The sequence below is a fragment of the Variovorax sp. EL159 genome, assembly GCF_900100965.1.
GTDB lineage: Bacteria > Pseudomonadota > Gammaproteobacteria > Burkholderiales > Burkholderiaceae_C > Variovorax.
The window spans coordinates 954,053-973,098 of sequence record NZ_FMUJ01000002.1 but is presented as its reverse complement, the minus strand read 5'-3'; the positions used below and the strand labels follow the sequence as shown (position 1 = coordinate 973,098).

General features: G+C 67.8%; 16 protein-coding genes and 1 pseudogene. 8 read left to right on the top strand and 9 right to left on the bottom strand.

The window, feature by feature from the left end; translation table 11 throughout:
- Positions 1 to 2: 2 nt before the first annotated feature.
- The 3 genes from BLQ28_RS10640 to msrA form a co-directional block, all read right to left on the bottom strand.
- Positions 3 to 2,204, bottom strand: a complete 2,202-nt coding sequence (locus BLQ28_RS10640; protein ID WP_093238928.1) for a TonB-dependent receptor — start codon at positions 2,202 to 2,204, stop codon at positions 3 to 5.
- A 78-nt stretch (positions 2,205 to 2,282) separates the two neighbouring features.
- Positions 2,283 to 2,672: a hypothetical protein gene (locus BLQ28_RS10635; RefSeq protein WP_093238926.1), complete on the bottom strand. Its 390-nt coding sequence runs from the start codon at positions 2,670 to 2,672 to the stop codon at positions 2,283 to 2,285.
- A gap of 19 nt (positions 2,673 to 2,691) precedes the next feature.
- On the bottom strand, positions 2,692 to 3,243 hold the full coding sequence (gene msrA, locus BLQ28_RS10630) for a peptide-methionine (S)-S-oxide reductase MsrA (protein WP_093238924.1): 552 nt from the start codon (positions 3,241 to 3,243) through the stop codon (positions 2,692 to 2,694).
- Between the two features lie 102 nt (positions 3,244 to 3,345).
- Between msrA and BLQ28_RS10625 the strand changes: the two genes are divergently transcribed.
- From BLQ28_RS10625 to BLQ28_RS10610, 4 genes are all read left to right on the top strand, one after another.
- The gene (locus BLQ28_RS10625; RefSeq protein ID WP_093238922.1) at positions 3,346 to 4,023 is read left to right on the top strand and encodes a TetR/AcrR family transcriptional regulator; all 678 of its coding nucleotides are present in this window, start codon (positions 3,346 to 3,348) and stop codon (positions 4,021 to 4,023) included.
- Between the two features lie 89 nt (positions 4,024 to 4,112).
- A complete protein-coding gene (locus BLQ28_RS10620; protein ID WP_093238920.1) occupies positions 4,113 to 4,790 on the top strand; it encodes a protein-L-isoaspartate O-methyltransferase family protein in 678 nt (225 codons plus the stop codon).
- A 16-nt stretch (positions 4,791 to 4,806) separates the two neighbouring features.
- Positions 4,807 to 5,145: a rhodanese-like domain-containing protein gene (locus BLQ28_RS10615; protein ID WP_093238919.1), complete on the top strand. Its 339-nt coding sequence runs from the start codon at positions 4,807 to 4,809 to the stop codon at positions 5,143 to 5,145.
- Between the two features lie 22 nt (positions 5,146 to 5,167).
- Positions 5,168 to 6,712 carry a TolC family outer membrane protein gene (locus BLQ28_RS10610; protein WP_093238917.1) on the top strand — a complete coding sequence of 515 codons (1,545 nt, stop codon included), beginning with the start codon at positions 5,168 to 5,170 and terminating at the stop codon, positions 6,710 to 6,712.
- A 138-nt stretch (positions 6,713 to 6,850) separates the two neighbouring features.
- Here the strand turns inward: BLQ28_RS10610 and BLQ28_RS10605 are convergent, their stop codons facing one another.
- On the bottom strand, positions 6,851 to 8,233 hold the full coding sequence (locus BLQ28_RS10605; RefSeq protein ID WP_093238915.1) for a 3-deoxy-D-manno-octulosonic acid transferase: 1,383 nt from the start codon (positions 8,231 to 8,233) through the stop codon (positions 6,851 to 6,853).
- Between the two features lie 168 nt (positions 8,234 to 8,401).
- Positions 8,402 to 9,784: a phosphomannomutase/phosphoglucomutase gene (locus tag BLQ28_RS10600; protein ID WP_093238913.1), complete on the bottom strand. Its 1,383-nt coding sequence runs from the start codon at positions 9,782 to 9,784 to the stop codon at positions 8,402 to 8,404.
- Between the two features lie 110 nt (positions 9,785 to 9,894).
- Here BLQ28_RS10600 and BLQ28_RS10595 point away from each other — a divergent pair, with 110 nt between their 5' ends.
- From BLQ28_RS10595 to BLQ28_RS10585, 3 genes are read left to right on the top strand one after another with little or no spacing between them, the layout of a single operon-like run.
- Positions 9,895 to 11,493: a DNA-3-methyladenine glycosylase 2 family protein gene (locus BLQ28_RS10595; RefSeq protein ID WP_093238911.1), complete on the top strand. Its 1,599-nt coding sequence runs from the start codon at positions 9,895 to 9,897 to the stop codon at positions 11,491 to 11,493.
- Between the two features lie 6 nt (positions 11,494 to 11,499).
- Complete coding sequence (locus BLQ28_RS10590; RefSeq protein WP_093238909.1) at positions 11,500 to 11,997, top strand: methylated-DNA--[protein]-cysteine S-methyltransferase; 498 nt, start codon at positions 11,500 to 11,502, stop codon at positions 11,995 to 11,997.
- Between the two features lie 34 nt (positions 11,998 to 12,031).
- Positions 12,032 to 12,970 carry a DMT family transporter gene (locus tag BLQ28_RS10585; RefSeq protein WP_093238907.1) on the top strand — a complete coding sequence of 313 codons (939 nt, stop codon included), beginning with the start codon at positions 12,032 to 12,034 and terminating at the stop codon, positions 12,968 to 12,970.
- Positions 12,971 to 12,999: 29 nt separating this feature from the next.
- Here BLQ28_RS10585 and BLQ28_RS10580 read toward each other — a convergent pair whose 3' ends face one another.
- Positions 13,000 to 13,653 carry a DUF1345 domain-containing protein gene (locus BLQ28_RS10580; RefSeq protein ID WP_093238906.1) on the bottom strand — a complete coding sequence of 218 codons (654 nt, stop codon included), beginning with the start codon at positions 13,651 to 13,653 and terminating at the stop codon, positions 13,000 to 13,002.
- A gap of 122 nt (positions 13,654 to 13,775) precedes the next feature.
- Here BLQ28_RS10580 and BLQ28_RS10575 point away from each other — a divergent pair.
- Positions 13,776 to 15,398, top strand: a pseudogene (locus BLQ28_RS10575) (class I adenylate-forming enzyme family protein).
- On the opposite strand, the gene BLQ28_RS10570 reads toward BLQ28_RS10575, so the two are convergent.
- The 3 genes from BLQ28_RS10570 to BLQ28_RS10560 form a co-directional block, all read right to left on the bottom strand.
- Positions 15,383 to 16,927: an acyl-CoA synthetase gene (locus tag BLQ28_RS10570; protein WP_093238904.1), complete on the bottom strand. Its 1,545-nt coding sequence runs from the start codon at positions 16,925 to 16,927 to the stop codon at positions 15,383 to 15,385. The pseudogene BLQ28_RS10575 and the gene BLQ28_RS10570 overlap by 16 nt on opposite strands.
- Before the next feature lie 5 nt (positions 16,928 to 16,932).
- Positions 16,933 to 18,072 carry a DUF5938 domain-containing protein gene (locus BLQ28_RS10565; RefSeq protein ID WP_093238902.1) on the bottom strand — a complete coding sequence of 380 codons (1,140 nt, stop codon included), beginning with the start codon at positions 18,070 to 18,072 and terminating at the stop codon, positions 16,933 to 16,935.
- Between the two features lie 61 nt (positions 18,073 to 18,133).
- On the bottom strand, positions 18,134 to 18,937 hold the full coding sequence (locus BLQ28_RS10560) for an SDR family NAD(P)-dependent oxidoreductase (protein ID WP_093238900.1): 804 nt from the start codon (positions 18,935 to 18,937) through the stop codon (positions 18,134 to 18,136).
- Between the last annotated feature and the right edge of the window lie 109 nt (positions 18,938 to 19,046).

The following is a 19,046-nucleotide window of genomic DNA, read 5'->3' as shown; positions in this document are numbered from 1 at the left end:
GTTCAGAAGTGCGTGGTCATGCTCACGTACAGGCTGCGGCGCGTGCCGTACTGCGGCGCACCCACGCCGACGCCCGTGCCGTCGCGCAGCAGGTAGCTCTTGTCGAACAGGTTCAGGACGGCGATGCGCCCGACGATGTCACCGCCCGACGCGTCCTTCCAGGTGTGCGAATAGGCGGCATTGACCACCGCGTAGTGCGGCAGCGCGGCGCTGTTGGGTGCGCCGCCGTCGGGCGTGCGGCGCAGGCCGCTGCCGAAGATCAGGTCGCCGCTGACCTGGTTGTCGCCGAAGCGGTAGCTGGCGCCGCCCGACAGCGTGTAGGTCTGGTCGTGGTCCAGGTACACGTAGTGGTTGGCGATGTAGGCCAGCTCATCGGTGCCGAACAGCGACTGGCTCGACACGATGTCCTTGCCCATCGCCTTCTGGTAGGCGAAGTTGGCATAGGCCGACCAGTGGTCGTCGTTGTAGCGCGCCGACAGCTCCAGCCCGCGCGCGAAGCCCTTGGCGTAGTTGAAGGGCGACAGGATCAGCGCCTGGCCGAACTGGCCTTCGTCGAGCAGGTTGGTGATGTTCTTGTAATAGACATCGGCCGACAGCGACAGGTTGGCGTTCACCTTGTGGTCCACGCCCAGGTCGAAGTAGTGGGTGCGCTCCGCCTTCACCGGGTCGGACGTGGGCACCGCGGGCTGGTTGGTGGTGCCCGCATACAGGTTGATGCTCTGCTGCGACGCCAGCTCCTGCGGCGGCGGCGTGAAGTAGCGCGCATAGCCCGCGTGCAGCGCGGTGTCGTCCGACAGCTTGTACGCAAGGTTCAGGCGCGGGCTCCACTGGTGCTCTTTGGTGAACGCATCGACGCTGTCGTAGCGCAGGCCGTAGTTGAGGGTGAGCTTCGGATCGATCCGCCATTCGTCCTGCACGTAGAGGCTCGCGAGCTGGCCGACCTTGCCGGAGTTGTCGTTGATGAGCACCGGCGTGTTGCCGACCTGCGCGCCGCCGTCGTCGACCGGGAACACGTTCACCGCATTGATGCTGCGCGTGGTCTGGCGCGTGTAGGCGCCGCCGAAGCGCAGCGTGTGCGCGTCGCTGGCCTTGTACGACGCATCGGCCTGCAGCCCGTTCGACGAGTTGGAGCGCAGCGTGTCGGAGGCCACGCCGTTGTAGATCAGGTCGCCCACCGGATCGGGCAGGTAGTGCAGGTTCGAGTACTGGTGGAAGGCCGAGACCTGGAAGTCGAGCGCGCCCACCGTCTTCTGGAACGACAGCGCCACGAAGCGCGTGGCCTCGGTCTGGCGCTCGCGCACGCTGGACGAAGGCAGCGCATTGAAGCCCGTGCCCAGGTCGCTGTAGCCGGCCAGCGAGAAGGCCGGCGACTGGTTCGGGTTGGTCGGGATCTGGAACTTGCCGTTGTAGGTGCCGAACATCAGGCCCACGCGCGTGTCCGCATCGAGGTAGTAGGACAGGTTGCCGAAGGTCTTGCCCTGCCGCGTGCGGTCGTTCTGCGCATTCAGCGTCGGCTGCGGGTTCTCGATGCCGTTGGTGTTGGAAACCAGGCTGCCCGACAGGTAGTAGCTGAGGTTGCCCTTGGTGCCGTAGATCGATCCGTTTTCTTCCAGCGTGTTGTGGCTGCCGAAGGTGAAGCCGAGCGAGCCGCCGGGCTTGCCGAAACCCTGCTTGGTCTGGATGTCGACCACGCCCGCGGTGCGCAGGCCGTACTGCGCGGGCAAGGCACCGGTGAGGAAGTCGACCGAGTCGATGTAGCGCGTGTCCAGCGACTGGCCAAAGCCCGAAATGCCTTCGGGCAGTTGCACGCCGTTGACGCGGTACTGCACGTTGCCGTGGTCGTCGCGCACGTGCAGCGAGCCGGAGGCCTTCGAGTCCTTGGCGACGCCGGGCAGCGTGAGCAGCACGTCGTCGAGCGGGGTGGCGTCGCCCTTGCCGAGCGCGTCGATGGCCGCGCGGTCGATGCGGTAGACCGTGGCGCCGACCTCGGGCGAAAGCTCCATGCGCGCCTTCTTCAGGCGCTCGGACTGGATCTCCACCGTCGACAGCGTGCCGGCGGCGGTGGGCGGCTCGACCGTCGTGGTGGTCGTGGTGTCGGCGGCGGATGGGGAAATCGGGGCGGCTGCGTCCTGGGCGAAGGCCGGCCAGGACAGCAGCGAAAGAACGGCAATGCCGATGGCATTGCGACGGAAATTGGGAATCATGATGGGCACTCGTTGAATCGATGAACGACCTGCCTCCACCCGCTCAGGGCGGATGTGGCAGCCGGAACACGGAGAGATTCAGCGAGTGGAAGGCGGACCGCGCGCGTCGAACAGCGCGACCCACCGGGCGATGGCCTCGCCCTGCAGATAGGCGAAGGTGGCCGTCGGCAGCAGGATCGGCAGCACCACCAGCGGCACGCTGGGTGCGGTGGAGCCGTGCTCCAGCTGGTCGTACAGCCGGCATTCGGCATCGGTGTGCTCGCCGAACAGGCTGCCCAGGCCGTGGTCCGCATGCTTGTGCACGCCGCCTGGCGATGTCGCCTGCGCGGCCGCCGCGGCCTTGGCGAGGCCGGGAACGTGCAGCGAGCGGTGCATCACCCCCAGCGTGCCCGCGATCCACAACGCGAACGCCAGCGCGACGATGAACGCGCGCGACGAACGGGTGGAAGCGGGGCGGGCAGCGTGCACGGGATGCAGGGCCGAAGGCTCAGGCCTTGACGCGCGAGGCGAAGGTCTTCTGGAACTTCTCGACCTTCGGGCCCACGACGAATGCGCAGTAGCCCTGGTTCGGGTTGTTCAAAAAGTAGTCCTGGTGGTAAGCCTCGGCCGTCGAGTAGTTGGCCAGCGGCGCCACTTCGGTCACCACGGGCGAGCGATAGGTCTTGCTGGCCTCGATCTCGCGGATGACGTCTTGTGCCACCTGCTTTTGCGCGTCGTTCGTGTAGTAGATGCCGCTGCGGTACTGCGTGCCGACGTCGTTGCCCTGGCGGTTGAGCGTGGTGGGGTCGTGCACGACGAAGAAGATCTCGAGAATCTCGCGCAGGCTGATCTGCGCCGGGTCGAATTCGAGCTTCACCACCTCGGCGTGGCCTGTGCGGCCGGTGCAGACCTGCTCGTAGGTCGGGTTGACGACCTGGCCGTTGCAATAGCCCGATTCGACGTCGACCACGCCCTGCACCCGGTCGAACACCGCCTCGGTGCACCAGAAGCAGCCACCACCGAGCACGATGGTTTCGTTGGGCGACGATGAGGGGGTCATGGCACGGCTCCGGCAGGTTGGAAAAAGGCGAACCCGATATTGTCGCGGCTTGACGCGCCGGATGCCGGTCACTACATTACTAACCCGTCAGTCATTAACAACATGTCCACGCCCCGCTCCTTCGTCGACAAGATCTGCCCGGTCCGCGCCAAGCGCGAGCGCCGCAAAGAGGCGCGCCCCGGTGAATTGCTCGCCGCCGCGCTCGATCTGTTCGTGGAAAAAGGCTTTGCCGCCACCCGCTCCGAGGAAGTCGCGGCACGCGCCGGCGTCTCCAAGGGCACGCTCTTTCTGTATTTTCCGAGCAAGGAAGAGCTGTTCAAGGCCGTGGTGATGGAAAACCTCGGCGGCCGTTTCACCGAGTGGAACGCCGAATTCGAGGCTTTCGAGGGCACCTCGGCCGAAATGCTGCGCTATTGCATGAAAGTCTGGTGGGAGCGTGTCGGCATGACCAAGGCCTCGGGCCTGACCAAGCTGATGGTGTGCGAAGGCGCCAACTTCCCCGAGCTGGCCGAGTTCTACCGGCAGCAGGTGGTGCGCCCCGGCCACGTGCTGCTGCGGCGCATCGTGCAGCGCGGCATCGACCGCGGCGAGTTCGCGCCGGTCGACGTCGACCACGCGATCTACTCGGTGGTGGCGCCCATGGTCTTTCTCATGCTCTGGAAGCACTCGGCCATGGTCTGCGTCGACGGCGCCAGCGCCCTCGACCCCGAAAAGTACCTCGCCACACAGGCGGAAACGGTGCTTTACGGGCTCAGCGTGCACGCCGGGGACAAGGCATGAAAGGCCATGGATGGCCGACCGGGCGGCGGGTGTCATCGGCGCAACCTAAAATTGAAGGTTTGTCCTGAGCCCACAAGGAAAGCCACGCCATGAACCCCACCCCTACCCTCGAGCGCTTGCGCTTCAACATGATCGAACAGCAGATCCGCCCCTGGGATGTGCTGGAGACGGACATCCTCGAGCTGCTGGCCGAAATCCACCGCGAGGACTACGTGCCGGACGAACACCGCACGCTGTCGTTCTTCGACATGGAACTGCCCCTGCTCGACGGCTCCGTGCCCGGCGAGTTCATGCTCTCGCCCAAGGTCGAGGCCCGCACCCTGCAAGACCTGCACATTCAAAAGCACGAATCGGTGCTTGAAATCGGCACCGGTTCCGGCTTCATGGCCGCCCTGCTCGGCGCCCGCGCCGCCCAGGTGCTGTCGCTTGAAATCAACCCCGTGCTGGCCGCCCGCGCCGCCGAGACGCTGCGCCAGAACGGCGTGACCAACGTCGAAGTGCGCCACGCCGACGGCGCCGTACCCCTGGCCAGCGGCCCCAGCTTCGACGTGATCGTGCTCAGCGGCTCGGTCGCCCGCATTCCGCAGAACCTGCTGGGTTCGCTCAAGGTCGGTGGCCGCCTGTCGGCCATCGTGGGCGAAGAGCCGATGATGCGTGCCCACTTCGTCACCCGCACGAGCGAAAGCAAGTGGGAAACCATCCAGCCCTGGGACACGGTGGCACCGCGCCTGCTGAACTTCCCCGAGCCCTCGCGCTTCTCGTTCTGAGCGGACGGTCCACCGAATGATCGACCAAGTCCGCCCCGCCGACCTTGCCGCCTGGTTCGCCCAGGACGCCGACGCCGCCCCCGTGCTGCTCGACGTGCGCGAGCCCTGGGAACTGCAGACGGCGAGCGTCGTGCCCCAGGGTTTCACGCTGGTCGCGATCCCGATGAACGAGATTCCCGGGCGGCTGGCCGAACTGGGCGAAGGCCATCGCATCGCCTGCCTGTGCCACCACGGCGCGCGCAGCCAGCGCGTGGCCGCCTTCCTGAGCCAGAACGGCTTTGACCAGCTCGCCAACGTGGCGGGCGGCATCGACGCCTGGTCTTCGCAGCACGACCCTTCCGTGCCGCGCTACTAGCTTCTCTCTTCAAGGACGTTCAATGCCTCCAAGGCCCCGGCTTCTGCCTCTTTCCGCAGCATTCGCAAGCGCCATTGCGTCACTGCTCGCACTGCCGGCCCAGGGCCAGACACTGAACGAACTCTATGAAGCCGCCCGCGGCTACGACGCCACCTACCAGGGCGCGCGGGCCCAATACGAGGCCAACGTGGCGCGCGCCGCGCAGGCCAAGGCCGGCATCCTGCCCGCCGTGGGGCTCACCGCCGGAGTGACGCGCACCGACCTCGAGATCGACACCCTCACCGGCACCAGCCGCGGCACCACGCCGCGCGACTTCAACACGCAGAACGTCGGCATCAACGCCACGCAGCCGCTGTACCGGCCCGCCAACTGGGCCACCTACGAGCAGGGCAAGCGGCAGGCCGACATCGCGCAGGCGGTGCTCACCATTGCCGAGCAGGACCTGATCGTGCGCGTGAGCCAGGCCTACTTCGACGTCCTCGCGAGCACCGACAGCCTGGCGCTGGTGCGCGCGCAAAAGGTCGCCGTGGCCGAGCAGCTCGCGTCGGCCAAGCGCAACTTCGAGGTCGGCACCTCGACCATCACCGACTCGCGCGAGGCCCAGGCCCGCTACGACCTCGTGATCGCCCAGGAGATCGCGGCCGAGAACGACCTGCAGGTCAAGAAGATCGTGCTCGACCAGCTGGTGGGCCGCCCCGGCAGCGTGCCGGTGCCGCTCGCGGTGCCGGTCGTGCTGCCGACGGCGATGCCGGCGGACATCAACGCCTGGGTCGCGCAGGCCAACGACGTGCACCCTGCGATCCGGCAGGCGCGCCTCGGCCTCGACGTGGCGGGGCTCGAGGTGCAGAAGGCCCAGGCCGGGCACAAGCCCACGCTCGATGCCAACCTGGGCTACAACGTCACGCGCAATCCCACGGGCACCAGCACCAGCGCGGTGGGTACGCGCGTCAACGCCACCACCGTCGGCGTGACCTTCAACCTGCCGCTGTTCGCGGGCTTCGCCACCGAGAACCGCATCAAGGAAACGCTGGCGCTCGAAGACCAGTCGCGCAGCGTGCTCGACGGCACCCAGCGCAGCGTGGCGCAGGCCACGCGCGCGGCCTACCTCGGGCTGGTGTCGGGCGCGGGCCAGGTCAAGGCGCTCGAAGCCGCCGAGGCATCGAGCCAGAGCGCGCTCGACGCCAACAAGCTGGGCTACCAGGTGGGCGTGCGCATCAACATCGACGTGCTGAATTCGCAAAGCCAGCTGTTCCAGACCAAGCGCGACCTTGCGCAGGCGCGCTACAACGTGCTGCTGGGCAACCTGAAGCTGCGCCAGGCCAACGGCACGCTGACGACGGACGACATGAACGCGATCAACGCGACGCTGGCAAGCAATGGCAGCGTGCCGGCCGTGCCTGCGGCGATCACGTCGACGCCGGACCGCGCGCCCGCGCCGTATGTGCCGGTCACGCCGCCGAGCATTCCGGTGATTCCGCCGGTGCCGGTGCAGCCGTTCAATCCGCCTGCGCCGGTGATGCCTTCGGCGCCTGTGCCGCCGGTGATTCTGAATCCGCCGGTGCGCTGAGGCGCGCGTTCGTCTTCTTTCTCCCTCCCCTTCCGGGGGAGGGCCGGGGTGGGGGCCAGCGGCGGTTCCATCGCGAGCGCCGTCGAGCCCCCATCCCAACCTTCCCCCAGAGGGGGAAGGAGCGAAGGCAAAGGCCGATCAGTCCAGCGTGGGTTCCGCTCTGGGTGGTTCGCTTTCCAGCGGTGCGCTGGCAGTGGCCACGGGCTCGGCAGCCTGCGCAATCGCCAGCACCGCAGCCGCCGTACGTTCTGCTGCGCCACGGTTCGATGATGAAAACGCCAGCGCGGCCTGTGCCATGACAGCGCGCCGCTCGGGGTTTTCGACCAGCTTCAACGCCGCCGTCACCGCCTGCTCCATGCCTTCGACACGCAGCGATGCGCCCGCCGCGAGCGACAGTTGCGCCGCCTCCGCGAAGTTGAAGGTCGACGGGCCCATGATCACCGGGCAACCGCAGGCCGCTGGCTCGATCAGGTTCTGCCCGCCCAGCGGCTCGAAGCTGCCGCCCAGCAGCGCCACGTCGGCCAGGCCGTAGTACAGCGCCATTTCGCCGAGCGAATCGCCCAGCCAGATCTCGGCATCGGTCGGCTGGCCCGCCGCACTGCGGCGCGCGACCGCGAAGCCTTCGGCCTCGATCAGCGCAGCCACTTCGTCAAAACGTTGCGGATGGCGCGGCACGATCATCCATTGCACGTCGTGCACGCGCTTGGCGATCGAACGGATCGCGCCCTGCTCGGGCGGCACGGGCGAGGTCGCGCCGAAGCGCTTGAGCACTTCGAGCAGCAGCCGCTCTTCGCCATCACGTGAGCTGGCAAGCACCACCATCGGCCGCGGCAGATGCTCGCGCAGCGACATCGCCGTGGCCAGTTGCCGCGTGTCGGGCGTGGCGTCGAACTTGAGGTTGCCGTAGACGCCGGCCACCTTGGCGCCGAGCGACACCAGCCGGTGCGCATCAGCTTCGGTCTGCGCCCACACGGCGGTGAGCGCCGAATACGCGGGCCGGGCCAACCATGCAAGCCGCTCGGCCGCCGCCAAGGATTTTTCGTTGAGCCGTGCGTTGGCCAGCACCAGCGGAATGCGGCGCTCGGCACAGGCAGCAGCCATTTCGGGCCAGACCTCGGTTTCCATCAGCACGCCAATCTGCGGCTGGAACTTGTCGAGAAAGCGCGCCACGGCACCGGGCGTGTCCCAAGGCTGCCAGACCTGCGTGTCGCCAGGTTCAAGCAGCTTGGCGCCCTCTTCGCGGCCCGTGGCCGTGCCGTGCGTGAGCAGGATAGGCACGCCCGGGTACTGCCGCCGCAGCTCGGCGATCAGGATGGCGGCGGCGCGCGTTTCGCCGAGCGAGACGGCGTGCACCCAGCATTGGGCATGGCCCGTGATGGTCTCGTCGTAATGGCCGAAGCGCTCTTCGACGGCCACGCCATAACCCGGCTCGGCCTGCGCCCGGCGCCGCAGCTTGCGGCGCACGAGGGGTTGCACAACAGTGGTGAAAGCGCCGTAGAGACGCAACAAGATAGAACGCACGGGCTTAACGCTCCATCACGCGATGGCGAAGCTCGCAACGCGTGAAACCGAAGCGGCCCTCTGCGCCAGGGATACCGTGGAACCGGCTTTGCCGGGCCACTGGTATCGCCCCCTGGAAGGGGGTTGGCGTAGCGACACGAAGTGCGCGAAGACTGGGGGTCATCCTGTTCAGTGTGAAGCTTCGGCCAGCTTGGCGTCGGGCTTGACCGTTCGCAGCAGCGCCAGCATCTCGGTTTCGATGCGCTTGAGCGCCGCGTCGGTCTGGCCTTCGAAGCGCAGCACCAGCACGGGGGTGGTGTTGGAAGCGCGGATCAGGCCGAAACCATCGGGCCAGTCCACGCGCAGGCCGTCGATGGTCGAAACCTTCGCCGGCGCCGCGAAGTTCGCGCCCTTCACGAGCCTGTCGACCACGGCATGCGGCTCGCCTTCGGCGCACGCCACGTTGAGCTCGGGTGTCGAGAAGCTGGTGGGCAGCGCGTTGAGCACGTCGCTCGCGTTCGGGCTCTTGCTCAGGATCTCGAGCAGGCGGCAACCGGCATAGGTGCCGTCGTCGAAGCCGAACCAGCGCTCCTTGAAGAAGATGTGGCCGCTCATCTCGCCGCCCAGCGGCGAATCGATTTCCTTCATCTTCGCCTTGATGAGCGAATGGCCGGTCTTGAAGATCATCGGCACGCCGCCCGCGGCTTCGATGGCCGGTGCCAGGCGCTGCGAGCACTTCACGTCGTAGACGATGGTGCCGCCCGGCACGCGCGACAGCACGTCCTGTGCAAAGAGTTGCATCTGGCGGTCGGGAAAGATGTTCTGGCCGTCCTTGGTGACGATGCCCAGGCGGTCGCCGTCGCCGTCGAAGGCCAGGCCCAGCTCGGCGTCGCCCTTGGCGAGCGCGGCCATCAGGTCCTTGAGGTTCTCGGGCTTGCTCGGATCGGGGTGGTGGTTGGGGAAGTCGCCGTCGACCTCGCTGAACAGCTCGGTCACCTCGCAGCCGATGGCGCGGAAGATGGCCGGGGCCGTGGCGCCCGCGATGCCGTTGCCGGAGTCGACCACGATCTTCATGGGGCGGGCCAGCTTGATGTCGCCTGCAATGCGCTTGATGTAAGCATCGGTCACGTCGACCTTGCGCACGCTGCCGCCGGGAGCGAGCTTGGCGCTGCCCTCTTCCATGGTCCTGCGCAGGCCCTGGATCTCGTCGCCGTAGATCGCGCGGCCGGCCAGCACCATCTTGAAGCCGTTGTAGTCCTTGGGGTTGTGGCTGCCCGTGACCTGGATGCCGCTGGAGGCCAGCGTGTGGGCCGCGAAGTACAGCAGCGGGGTGGTGACGGCACCCACGTCGATCACTTCGATGCCGGTGGCCACCAGGCCCTTGATGAGTGCTTCGACCAGCGCCGGGCCCGACAGGCGGCCATCGCGCCCCACGGCCACGGACTTTTCGCCGGCGGCGCGGGCGGCGCTGCCAAAGGCCCGGCCGAGCGCTTCGGCCACTTCGGCATCGAGAGTGACGGGCACGACGCCGCGAATGTCATAGGCCTTGAAGATCGAAGCGCTGAGCTGCATGAAAGGCGTTTCCCTGTTGGATTTGGAACGGGGCATTGTAGGCAACGCTCCACGGGCCCATATGTCCGAAAACGGCCAGTTGAAACGAGTCGAAACCGTATCATTTGCCCATGCCTACCACCCACGCCCCCACCGAAGCGCTCGAGAGCGACGCCTGCTACCTGGCGATGAAGACGCACGACGCGCGCTTCGACGGGTCGTTCTTCACCGCCGTGACGTCCACCGGCATCTATTGCCGGCCGGTCTGCCGCGTCAAGCTGCCGCGGCGCGAGAACTGCCGGTTCTTCCGCCACGCGGCCCAGGCCGAGGCCGCGGGCTTCCGCCCCTGCCTGCGCTGCCGGCCCGAACTGGCGCCGCGCGCAGCCAACTGGTCGACCGAAGACGCCTCGCGCATCCTGGCGCTGCAGGCCGCACGGCTGATCGACGAGCCCGATGCATGGTCCGAAGAAGGCCCCGGCGCGGCGCAGATCGCGGCGCGGCTGGGCGTGAGCGACCGCCACCTGCGGCGCATCTTCGAGGCGCAGTTCGGCGTGTCCCCATTGCAATACCTGCAGACGCGCCGCCTGCTCGCCGCCAAGCAGCTCATCGCCGACACGCGGCTGCCGATGACGCAAGTGGCGCTGGCCAGCGGCTTCGCCAGCGTGCGCCGCTTCAATGCGGCCTTTGTCGAGCACTACGGGCTCAACCCGAGCGCGCTGCGGCGTGCGGGCGGTGCCACCGCCGAGGGCGGCGGCGGCAAGGCCATCGAGGTGCGGCTCGGTTTCCGGCCGCCCTACGACGTGAGCGCGATGCTCGGCTTCTTCGCGCGCCGGGCGCTGCGCGGCGTCGAAGTCGCCTCGACCGCCGACGGCAAGGAGCCAGCCAAGGGCAGCACGCCCACCTACGTGACGCTCGCCCGCACCCTGCGCGTATCCCAGGGCGGACAGATGCACGCCGGCTGGCTGCAACTGCGCTTCGACATCGAGCGCGAGCAGATGCTGCTGTCGGTGAGCGATTCGCTCGCGGCGGTGCTGCCCATCGTCATCAGCCGCGCACGCGCCATGCTCGACCTCGATGCCGAGCCGATGGCCATCAACGCCGCGCTGCATGCCGCCTTTCCGCATGGCGATGGGCTGCGCGTGCCGGGCACGGTCGACGGCTTCGAGCTGGCGGTGCGCGCGGTGCTGGGCCAGCAGATCACGGTGGCTGCGGCGCGCACGCTGGGTTCGCGGCTGGTCGAGGCCTTCGGCGAGCCCATCGCCACGCCCATCGACGGCCTCAACCGTCTGTTTCCCACACCCGCCGCCATTGCAGCGGCAAGCGGCGATGCGCTGGGCCAGCTCGGCATCGTGCGCCAGCGGCAGACGGCGCTGCAGGCCATCGCCCGCGAAGTCGCCGCCGGCAAGCTCGCACTGCATGCGGGCGCCGACGTGCCATCGACCATCGCCGCGTTGCAGGAGCTGCCCGGCATCGGCGCCTGGACCGCGCAGTACATCGCGATGCGGGCCCTGCGCTGGCCCGACGCCTTCCCGGCCGGCGACGTTGCGCTGCAGAAGGCGCTGGGCGTCACCACCGCCCGCGCGGCCAGCGAAGCCTCGCAGGCCTGGCGGCCCTGGCGCAGCTATGCGGTGCTGCGTGCCTGGCACGCGCCCTCGCCTTCGACGGTTGCCACCGAACCGGTGGCGGCCCCGGAATCTCCCCTCATCACCACGGCAGGCCTCACCGCCTGAAATGTCATGAAGTTCAAGAGCAAAGTCATCTACACCTCGCACATCGACACGCCGCTGGGCGGCATCACGATGGCGGCCACCGACCAGGGCCTGGCCGGCGTCTGGTTCGACCAGCAACGCCACTGGCCCGACACCACGGGCTGGATTCCGAAGGACGACCACCCCGCGCTGGTCGAAGCCGCCGCGCAACTGCGCGACTACTTCGCCGGCAAGCGCGACCGCTTCGACATGAAGCTCGACCTGTCGCACGGCACCGCGTTCCAGCAGAGCGTGTGGCAGCAGCTGCTGGCCATTCCGGCCGGCGCCACCACGAGCTACGGCGCGCTCAGCGTCAACGTGGGCAACCCGGCCGCCGTGCGCGCAGTGGGCGCGGCCGTGGGGCGCAACCCGATCAGCGTGATCGTGCCCTGCCACCGCGTGCTCGGCGCCGACGGTTCGCTGACCGGGTACGCTGGCGGGCTGGATCGCAAGACGGCGCTGCTCGAACTCGAAGGGGCGCTGTAAGCACCTGCCGCCGCAGAACCTGGACGAAAGACGCATGACCACAACGAACAACAGCACCGTCGCCGCTCCCGCAAACGCCACCTCCTGGGTCGTCGACCTGGTGCTGCTGGGTGCACTCTGGGGTGCGTCTTTCCTCTTCATGCGCATCGGCGCGGCCGAGTTCGGCGCGCTGCCGACGGCTGCCGTGCGGGTGGCGATTGCCGCGCTGTTCCTGCTGCCGATCGCGCTGCTGCGCGGCCAGGGGCCGATGCTTGCGAAGCACTGGAAGGCCAGCTGCGTGGTCGGCGTCTTCAATTCGGGCATGCCGTTCGCGCTTTTCTGCTTCGCACTGCTGACCATCAACAGCGGCCTTGCCGCCGTGCTCAACGCCACGACGCCGATGTTCGGCGCGCTGGTGGCCTGGGCCTGGTTTCGCGAGCGGCCCAATGGCTCGCGCCTCGTCGGCTTGGTGATCGGCTTTGCCGGCGTCGCCATGCTCGCCAGCCGCAGCGCCGGCCTGCATGCGGGTGCCAGCGGCCATGCGGCGCTGTGGGCGGTGCTCGCCTGCCTGGGCGCGTGCCTGTGCTACGGCATCTCGGCCAGCGCCACGCGCCGCCACCTGAGCGGCGTGCCTGCCCTGACCACCGCCACCGGCAGCCAGATCGGTGCCACCGCGTTCCTTGCCCTGCCCGCCATCTGGCTCTGGCCCGCGCAGATGCCCAGCCTGCGCGCCTGGCTCGCGCTGCTGGCCCTGGGCATCGCCTGCACCGGCGTGGCGTACATCCTGTTCTTTCGCCTGATCGAGCGCGCGGGCCCGGCCCGCGCGCTGACCGTCACCTTCCTCGTGCCGGTGTTCGCGCTCTTCTACGGCGCGGTCTTCCTGAACGAGAGCATCACGCAGTGGATGCTGACCTGCGCGGTGGTGATCGTCTGCGGCGTGGCCCTGTCGACCGGCATCGTCAAGCTGGGGCCCACGCGCAAGGCCGCGACCTGAGTGCACGCAGCCCGAGGTGAGTCAGGCAGTCAGATCGCCCCGGCCACCACGTTGACCGAAAGTGCCAGCACCAGCATGTTGAAGGCGAACGACAGCACGCTGTGCATCAGCGTGATGCGGCGCATCTCGCGCGAGGTCGCCTGCACGTCCGACACCTGCGAGGTCATGCCGATCACGTACGAGTAGTAGAGAAAGTCGAAGTAGTCCGGCTCGTCCTTGCCCGGAAAGTCGAGGCCGCCGTCGGGCGAGCCGCCCTTGCGGTCGATGTAGTAGCGGTGCGCGTAATGGAACGCGTAGATCGAATGCATCATGAGCCACGACCCCACCAGCGCCACCAGCCCGAGCGCGATGTGGCCGGCCCGCGCGATGCCGTCCATCTGCTTGACCTCCTGCAGCATCATCGCGATGGCCACCACGCTCACGCCGACCGCCACCAGCATCGAGACCAGGATCACGATGTTGGGCTGGTCGAGCAACTGCGCCCGCTCGCGCGTGCGCTTCGCATCGAAGGTGTCGGCCAGCCACCACGTCAGCACCTGGTAGACCAGCACGCCCGCGCACCAGCCCGCCAGGCCGCGCGCCGTCATGCCAAGAGGCCAGGGCACCGACGCGACGGCAATGCCGACCACGCCGCCATAAAGAAGACGCTGGGGCCCGGTGGTGGTGGAGAGGTGTTGGCGCATGCGGCACTGTAGCGCCGGGCGACCCAGCTGCGCAGGGCCATCTGTAGCCACTCTTCGCAAGACGGGAGCTTGCGGCGAGCCTTACTCTGCGCGCCAACGAACGAAGCACGGAGACACAGAGCATGCCCACTGCCATTTCGAGCCCCCGCGACGCCGCATCACCCCTCGCGTTCGCGCAGCGTATTGCACGCGTTGCTCTCGGCGACGTGATCCATCGCGCCGCGCGCCGCTTCCGAGAGCGCATCGCGCTGATCGAAGGCGAGCACCGCATGTCGTACAGCGAACTCGACGCCGCGTCGAACCGCTTCGCGCACCACCTGCTGGGACTGGGCCTCGCCAGCGGCGAGCGCGTGGGCATGCTGTGCAACAACTCGATCCAGATGGTGGTCGCGATGCTCGGTATACAGAAGGCCGGCCTGGTGTGGGTGCCCATTAACACGGCGCTTTCAGTGGATGCGATCGGCTACATCCTGGCGCATGCCGAAGTGCGCCACCTCGTGATCGACACCGCGCTGCACGCCCGGCCCGAACTGCAACAACTGCTCGACGGCGCCGGCATCGCGCCGCTGCTGTGCGTGCTCGACGGCGACGCACCGCCGCCCCATCTGCCGACCGTGGCCCAAGCCATCGCGCAAGGCCCGGTGACGCTGCCCGACGTGCACATCGAGAGCGGCCAGCTCGCGCTCATCATGTACACGAGCGGCACCACCGGCCGCCAGAAGGGCGTGATGCATTCGCACGCCTCGGTGCATTCGGTGCTGATGAGCAACATGGTTGAATGGGGCAGCAGCCCCGACCGCAACGATGTGTGGAGCAGCGTGCTGCCGCTCTTTCATTGCGGCCAGCACACGGTGCTGATGTCGGCGCTGACGGTGGGCGGCACGCTCGTCATCTTGCGTGGCTTCGACCCCGGCGCGGTACTCGGCGCCATCGAGCGCCACAAGATCACCGTGATGGTCGGCCTGCCGATGATGTACGGCGCACTGCTGGCACACCCGCAGCGCCCCACGCGCGACCTGTCCAGCCTGCGCCTGTGCGTCTACGCGATGGCCCCCATGTCGCGCACGCTGCTGCTGCGGCTGCTCGACGAGTTCTGCCCCAACTTCGCACTGGTCTCCGGCCAGACCGAGATGTACCCCGGTGCCACCATCTTCGAGGCGCACGAGCAGCGCAAGCGCTTCGGCTCCTACTGGGGCGTCGCCACGCTGGTCAACGAGGTCGCGGTGATGGACGACGACGGCGGCCTGCTCGGCCCCGGGCAGGTCGGCGAGATCGTCTTTCGCGGGCCCAACGTGATGCTTGGCTACTACAAGGACCCGGAGGCCACGGCCCAGGTGCAGCGCTTCGGCTGACACCACTCGGGCGACCTGGGCAAGCTCGACGAAGACGGGCAGTTGATCTTTCTCGACCGCCTGAAGGACATGGTGAAGTCGGGCGGCGAGAACGTGCCGTCAATCAAGGTCGAAGAGGTTCTGCTGCGCCACCCTGGCGTACTCAACGCGGCCGTGGTGGGGCTGCCGCACGCGCACTGGGGCGAAGCGATCACAGCCTTCGTCACGCGCCGGCCCGACGCACCGGCAGACTTCACCGAGGCCGGGCTCATCGCACATTGCAAGGCCCACCTGGGCGGCTTCGAGGTGCCGAAAGAAATCGTTTTTCTGCCAGCGCTGCCCATGACGTCGACCGGCAAGATCCAGAAGTTCGAGCTGCGCCGCGCGCACCAATCGCTCTATGAGCGCGGCTGAGGCGGCAGCAGCGCGGCGCGCACTTCCTTCTTCAGCACCTTCCCCACCTTGGAGCGCGGCAGGTCGACCCACACCTCGATCTGCTTGGGCGCCTTGACGCTGCCGATGCGCGCCTTGACGAAGGCCTTGATGTCTTCCGCGTTCACCTGCCGGCCGGCATGCAGCTGCAGCACCGCCACCACGCGCTCGCCCCACTTCTCGTCGGGCAGGCCGACGACGGCGCTGTCCTGCACGTCGGGGTGCTGCATCAGCACCTGCTCGACCTCGGCGGAGTAGACGTTGAAGCCACCCGAAATGATCATGTCCTTCGCGCGGTCGACGATGTAGAGAAAACCGTCGGCATCGAGATAACCGATGTCGCCCGTGTGGTGCCAGCCGTGGCGCGAGGCCTCTTGCGTGGCCTTCGGGTCTTTGTAGTAGCCGAGCATCACGAGCGAGCCGCGGACCACGATCTCGCCGCTTTCGCCGGTGGGCAGCAGCGCACCGTCGCCGTTCATCACGCCGACCTGCACCAGCGGGCCGGGCCGGCCCGCCGAAGCCAGCCGATGCCGCGCCACGGTGCCGTCAGCATTGAAGTGCTCGCGCGGCGACATCATCGAGATCATCATCGGCGCCTCGGTCTGGCCGAAGAGCTGCGCCATGACCGGGCCGATCTTCTGCAGCGCCTCCTCCAGCCGCGCGGCCGACATGGGCGCGGCGCCGTACCAGAAGCACTGCAGCGAATCGAGCTTCGTCTCGGCGAGCTTCGGATGCTGCAGCAGCATGTAGATCAGCGTGGGCGGCAGGAAGGTGTGGGTGATGCGGTGCCGCTCGATCAGCTCGAGGAACTCGCCCAGGTCGGGCTTCGGCATGATCACTACCTGCCCGCCCAGTGCCATCACCGGCAGGCACAGCACGCCGGCCGCATGCGTGAGCGGTGCGAGCGCAAGGTAGGCCGGCCGCCCTTCGAAGGGGTAGCCCATCAGCGTCAGCGCCGACATGGCTTCGAGGTTGCGGCCCGAGAGCATCACGCCCTTGGGCTGGCCGGTGGTGCCGCCGGTGCCGGCGATCATCGCCACGTCGTCGATCACCGGCACGTCGATGGGCGCATCGCTTGCATCGGCGAGCCACTGGTCGAGCGAAGGGGCAAAGGGCATCGGCTTGTCGATGCACACCAGCGTCGTCACCTTGGGCAGGTCGGCGCGCATCTGCTCGACCAGCGGTGCGTAGTTGCTGTGAAAGATCAGGCAACTGCAGTCGAAGGCATCGAGCACGAAGCGGTTTTCGGCCGCCTCGTTGCGCGGGTTGATCGGGCACCACACGGCCGCCGCGCGCGAAAGCCCGAAGACGCAGGCGAACGCAATCGGGTCGTTGCTCGACAGCACCGCCACCTTGCTGCCCGGCGCGATGCCGCTGCGCTGCAACGCGCGGGCCACGCGGTGGCTGAGCCGCTGCACGTCGCCGTATGAAAGCCGCGTGTCGCCCATGCCCAGGCAGGGCGCGTCGGTGCCGAGCGAGGCACCCTTGTCCAGGTAGTCGACGAGGCGCATCGGGGTCAGCCCATCCGCGTGAGCACGGGCTCCTGCACGAGCCCGAAGCTGCGCAGCGCGCCCAGCAACTCATGGTGCCCGAAGGCCTGGCACCCGGACGCGAAGCCGACGCGCCGCGGCGCCTGCTGCAGCAGCGAGGCTGCCGCGAAGGCCTGCAGCAAGCCGGTCTGCTTGTAGTTGCAGTTGCCGAAGATCACGCAGTGCACGCGGCCCAGCGGACCGGAGGCATGCACCGAATCGACGGACTTGTTGATGCGCGGGTTCTCGCGCGGGGGCATGGTGTTCATCACGCCGGCGGCCGTCTGGGCCAGCGCGGCGTAGCGGTCTTCCTCGTTCATGCCTTCGGTGGCCTTGAGCGCGGCGGCTACGATCTGCGGCACGCCCAGCATCAGCGGCTTGTTGAAGACGCCGCCGAGCACCTTCACGTTGGCCACGCGCGGGTCGCGCTTGAACCACACCGGGTGCGAGGTGCCGCCCCAGGGCAGCGCCAGCGCGGCCTCGTGCTGGCCGGGAATCGACAGGTGGTACAGGCCCGCGTCGGGTTGCCATTCCACGTACGCGTTCTGCTCCAGGTAGTAGGCCTTCGACGTAGCCGCGTTGACCAGGATGGTCTGGGTCGATGCGATGGTCGGGCTGCCGCCCCAGAACACGGCGATGTCGAGCGTGTCGAGGCCGGGTGTTTCCAGGCACAGTTGCGCCGCGATCTCGCCGGTGGTGTACATCTGCGCCAGGCCGGGCGAAAGCAGCAGGCCCGCAGCAGCGAACTTGGCGCCGTACTTCTCATCGAGCGTGATGAGCCAGTCCTGCTCGCCCGTGGTGTCGGTGTAGTGGCAACCGGCGGCAAGGCAGGCTTCGACGACCTCGGGGCCGAACTTGGCGAAGGGCCCCACCGTGTTGAGCACCACCGAGGCGCCGGTGAAGAGCTCGGTGAGCGCCGCCAGCGAATGCGCCACCTCGACCACCTCGTAGTTCGCGGTCTCGATGCCGGGCACGTTCGACTTCATCGCCGCGTCCAGCTTCTCCTTGCTGCGGCCCGCGGCGATGAAGGGGATGTTGTACTCGCGCAGGTACTCGCAGATCAGCCGCCCGGTGTAGCCCGAGGCGCCGTACACGATCACCGGCTTCTTCTTGTTGTTGCTGCTCATGTTGTCTCTCCTGTTTGTCTGGTGTGTGAGTTGTCGTGTGTGCGCACGGTGCGTGCCGTGCTCACATGCCCATGCCGCCGTCCACCGCGAGCCCCGCACCGGTGATGAACCGGGCGGCGTCGGAGCAGAGGAAGACCACCACGTCGGCCATGTCGCCGACCTCGCCGAGGCGGCCCAGCGGCGTCTGGCCGATCACGTCGCCAACGGCCGCTTCGACGCTCGGCGCGAGCCCGGCGGCCACGATGTCGTTGGCGAGCTTCATGCCCATGTCGGTCGGCACCAGCCCGGGGTAGATGCAGTTCACGCGCACGCCGTAGCCCAGCTTGCCCGACTCCATGGCCGCGACGCGCGTGGCGCGGTCGACGGCGGACTTGGTGGCGGAGTAACCGGCGATGGCCGGGAACGCGATGGTGGCCGCGACCGATGCGATGTTGACCACCGCACCGCCGCCACCCGCGCTGCCACCGGGACGCATCGCGCGAAACGCGTGCTTCATGCCGAGCAGCGTGCCGGCCACGTTCACGTCGAGCATGCGGCGCAGGTCGTCGCCGTTGACATCGATCACCAGCGAGGTGATCTCGATGCCGGCGTTGTTCACGAGGATGTCGAAGCCGCCCAGCTCCTTGACGGTGGTCTCCGCGGCCGAGGCCCAGTCGCCGTCTTTCGTCACGTCGAGCGGAACGAAGCCCACCTTCGCGCCTGAAGAAGAAAGCCGGGTGGCGGTCTCTCGCCCCAGGTCGGCGAGCACGTCGCCGATCATCACGGACGCGCCGGCAACCACCAGCGCTTCGGCAATGCTCGCGCCAATGCCGCGCGCACCGCCCGTCACCAGGGCCTTGCGCCCTTTCAAGTCGAACTTGGCCATCACTTGTCTCCTGTGGATATGTTGTGAGATGGAGCGGTCATCCTAGAAATCGACTTGACGTGTGTCAAGTTTTTATTTGACGACTGTCAAATTTCCTAGAATGGCATGC

Excerpts from the sequence above, each read along its gene's own strand:
- BLQ28_RS10640 (WP_093238928.1), bottom strand. The coding sequence starts at position 2,204 with ATGATTCCCAATTTCCGTCGCAATGCCATCGGCATTGCCGTTCTTTCG.
- msrA (WP_093238924.1), bottom strand. The coding sequence starts at position 3,243 with ATGACCCCCTCATCGTCGCCCAACGAAACCATCGTGCTCGGTGGTGGC.
- BLQ28_RS10625 (WP_093238922.1), top strand. The coding sequence starts at position 3,346 with ATGTCCACGCCCCGCTCCTTCGTCGACAAGATCTGCCCGGTCCGCGCC.
- BLQ28_RS10620 (WP_093238920.1), top strand. The coding sequence starts at position 4,113 with ATGAACCCCACCCCTACCCTCGAGCGCTTGCGCTTCAACATGATCGAA.
- BLQ28_RS10615 (WP_093238919.1), top strand. The coding sequence starts at position 4,807 with ATGATCGACCAAGTCCGCCCCGCCGACCTTGCCGCCTGGTTCGCCCAG.
- BLQ28_RS10610 (WP_093238917.1), top strand. The coding sequence starts at position 5,168 with ATGCCTCCAAGGCCCCGGCTTCTGCCTCTTTCCGCAGCATTCGCAAGC.
- BLQ28_RS10600 (WP_093238913.1), bottom strand. The coding sequence starts at position 9,784 with ATGCAGCTCAGCGCTTCGATCTTCAAGGCCTATGACATTCGCGGCGTC.
- BLQ28_RS10595 (WP_093238911.1), top strand. The coding sequence starts at position 9,895 with ATGCCTACCACCCACGCCCCCACCGAAGCGCTCGAGAGCGACGCCTGC.
- BLQ28_RS10590 (WP_093238909.1), top strand. The coding sequence starts at position 11,500 with ATGAAGTTCAAGAGCAAAGTCATCTACACCTCGCACATCGACACGCCG.
- BLQ28_RS10585 (WP_093238907.1), top strand. The coding sequence starts at position 12,032 with ATGACCACAACGAACAACAGCACCGTCGCCGCTCCCGCAAACGCCACC.
- BLQ28_RS10580 (WP_093238906.1), bottom strand. The coding sequence starts at position 13,653 with ATGCGCCAACACCTCTCCACCACCACCGGGCCCCAGCGTCTTCTTTAT.
- BLQ28_RS10570 (WP_093238904.1), bottom strand. The coding sequence starts at position 16,927 with ATGCGCCTCGTCGACTACCTGGACAAGGGTGCCTCGCTCGGCACCGAC.
- BLQ28_RS10565 (WP_093238902.1), bottom strand. The coding sequence starts at position 18,072 with ATGAGCAGCAACAACAAGAAGAAGCCGGTGATCGTGTACGGCGCCTCG.
- BLQ28_RS10560 (WP_093238900.1), bottom strand. The coding sequence starts at position 18,937 with ATGGCCAAGTTCGACTTGAAAGGGCGCAAGGCCCTGGTGACGGGCGGT.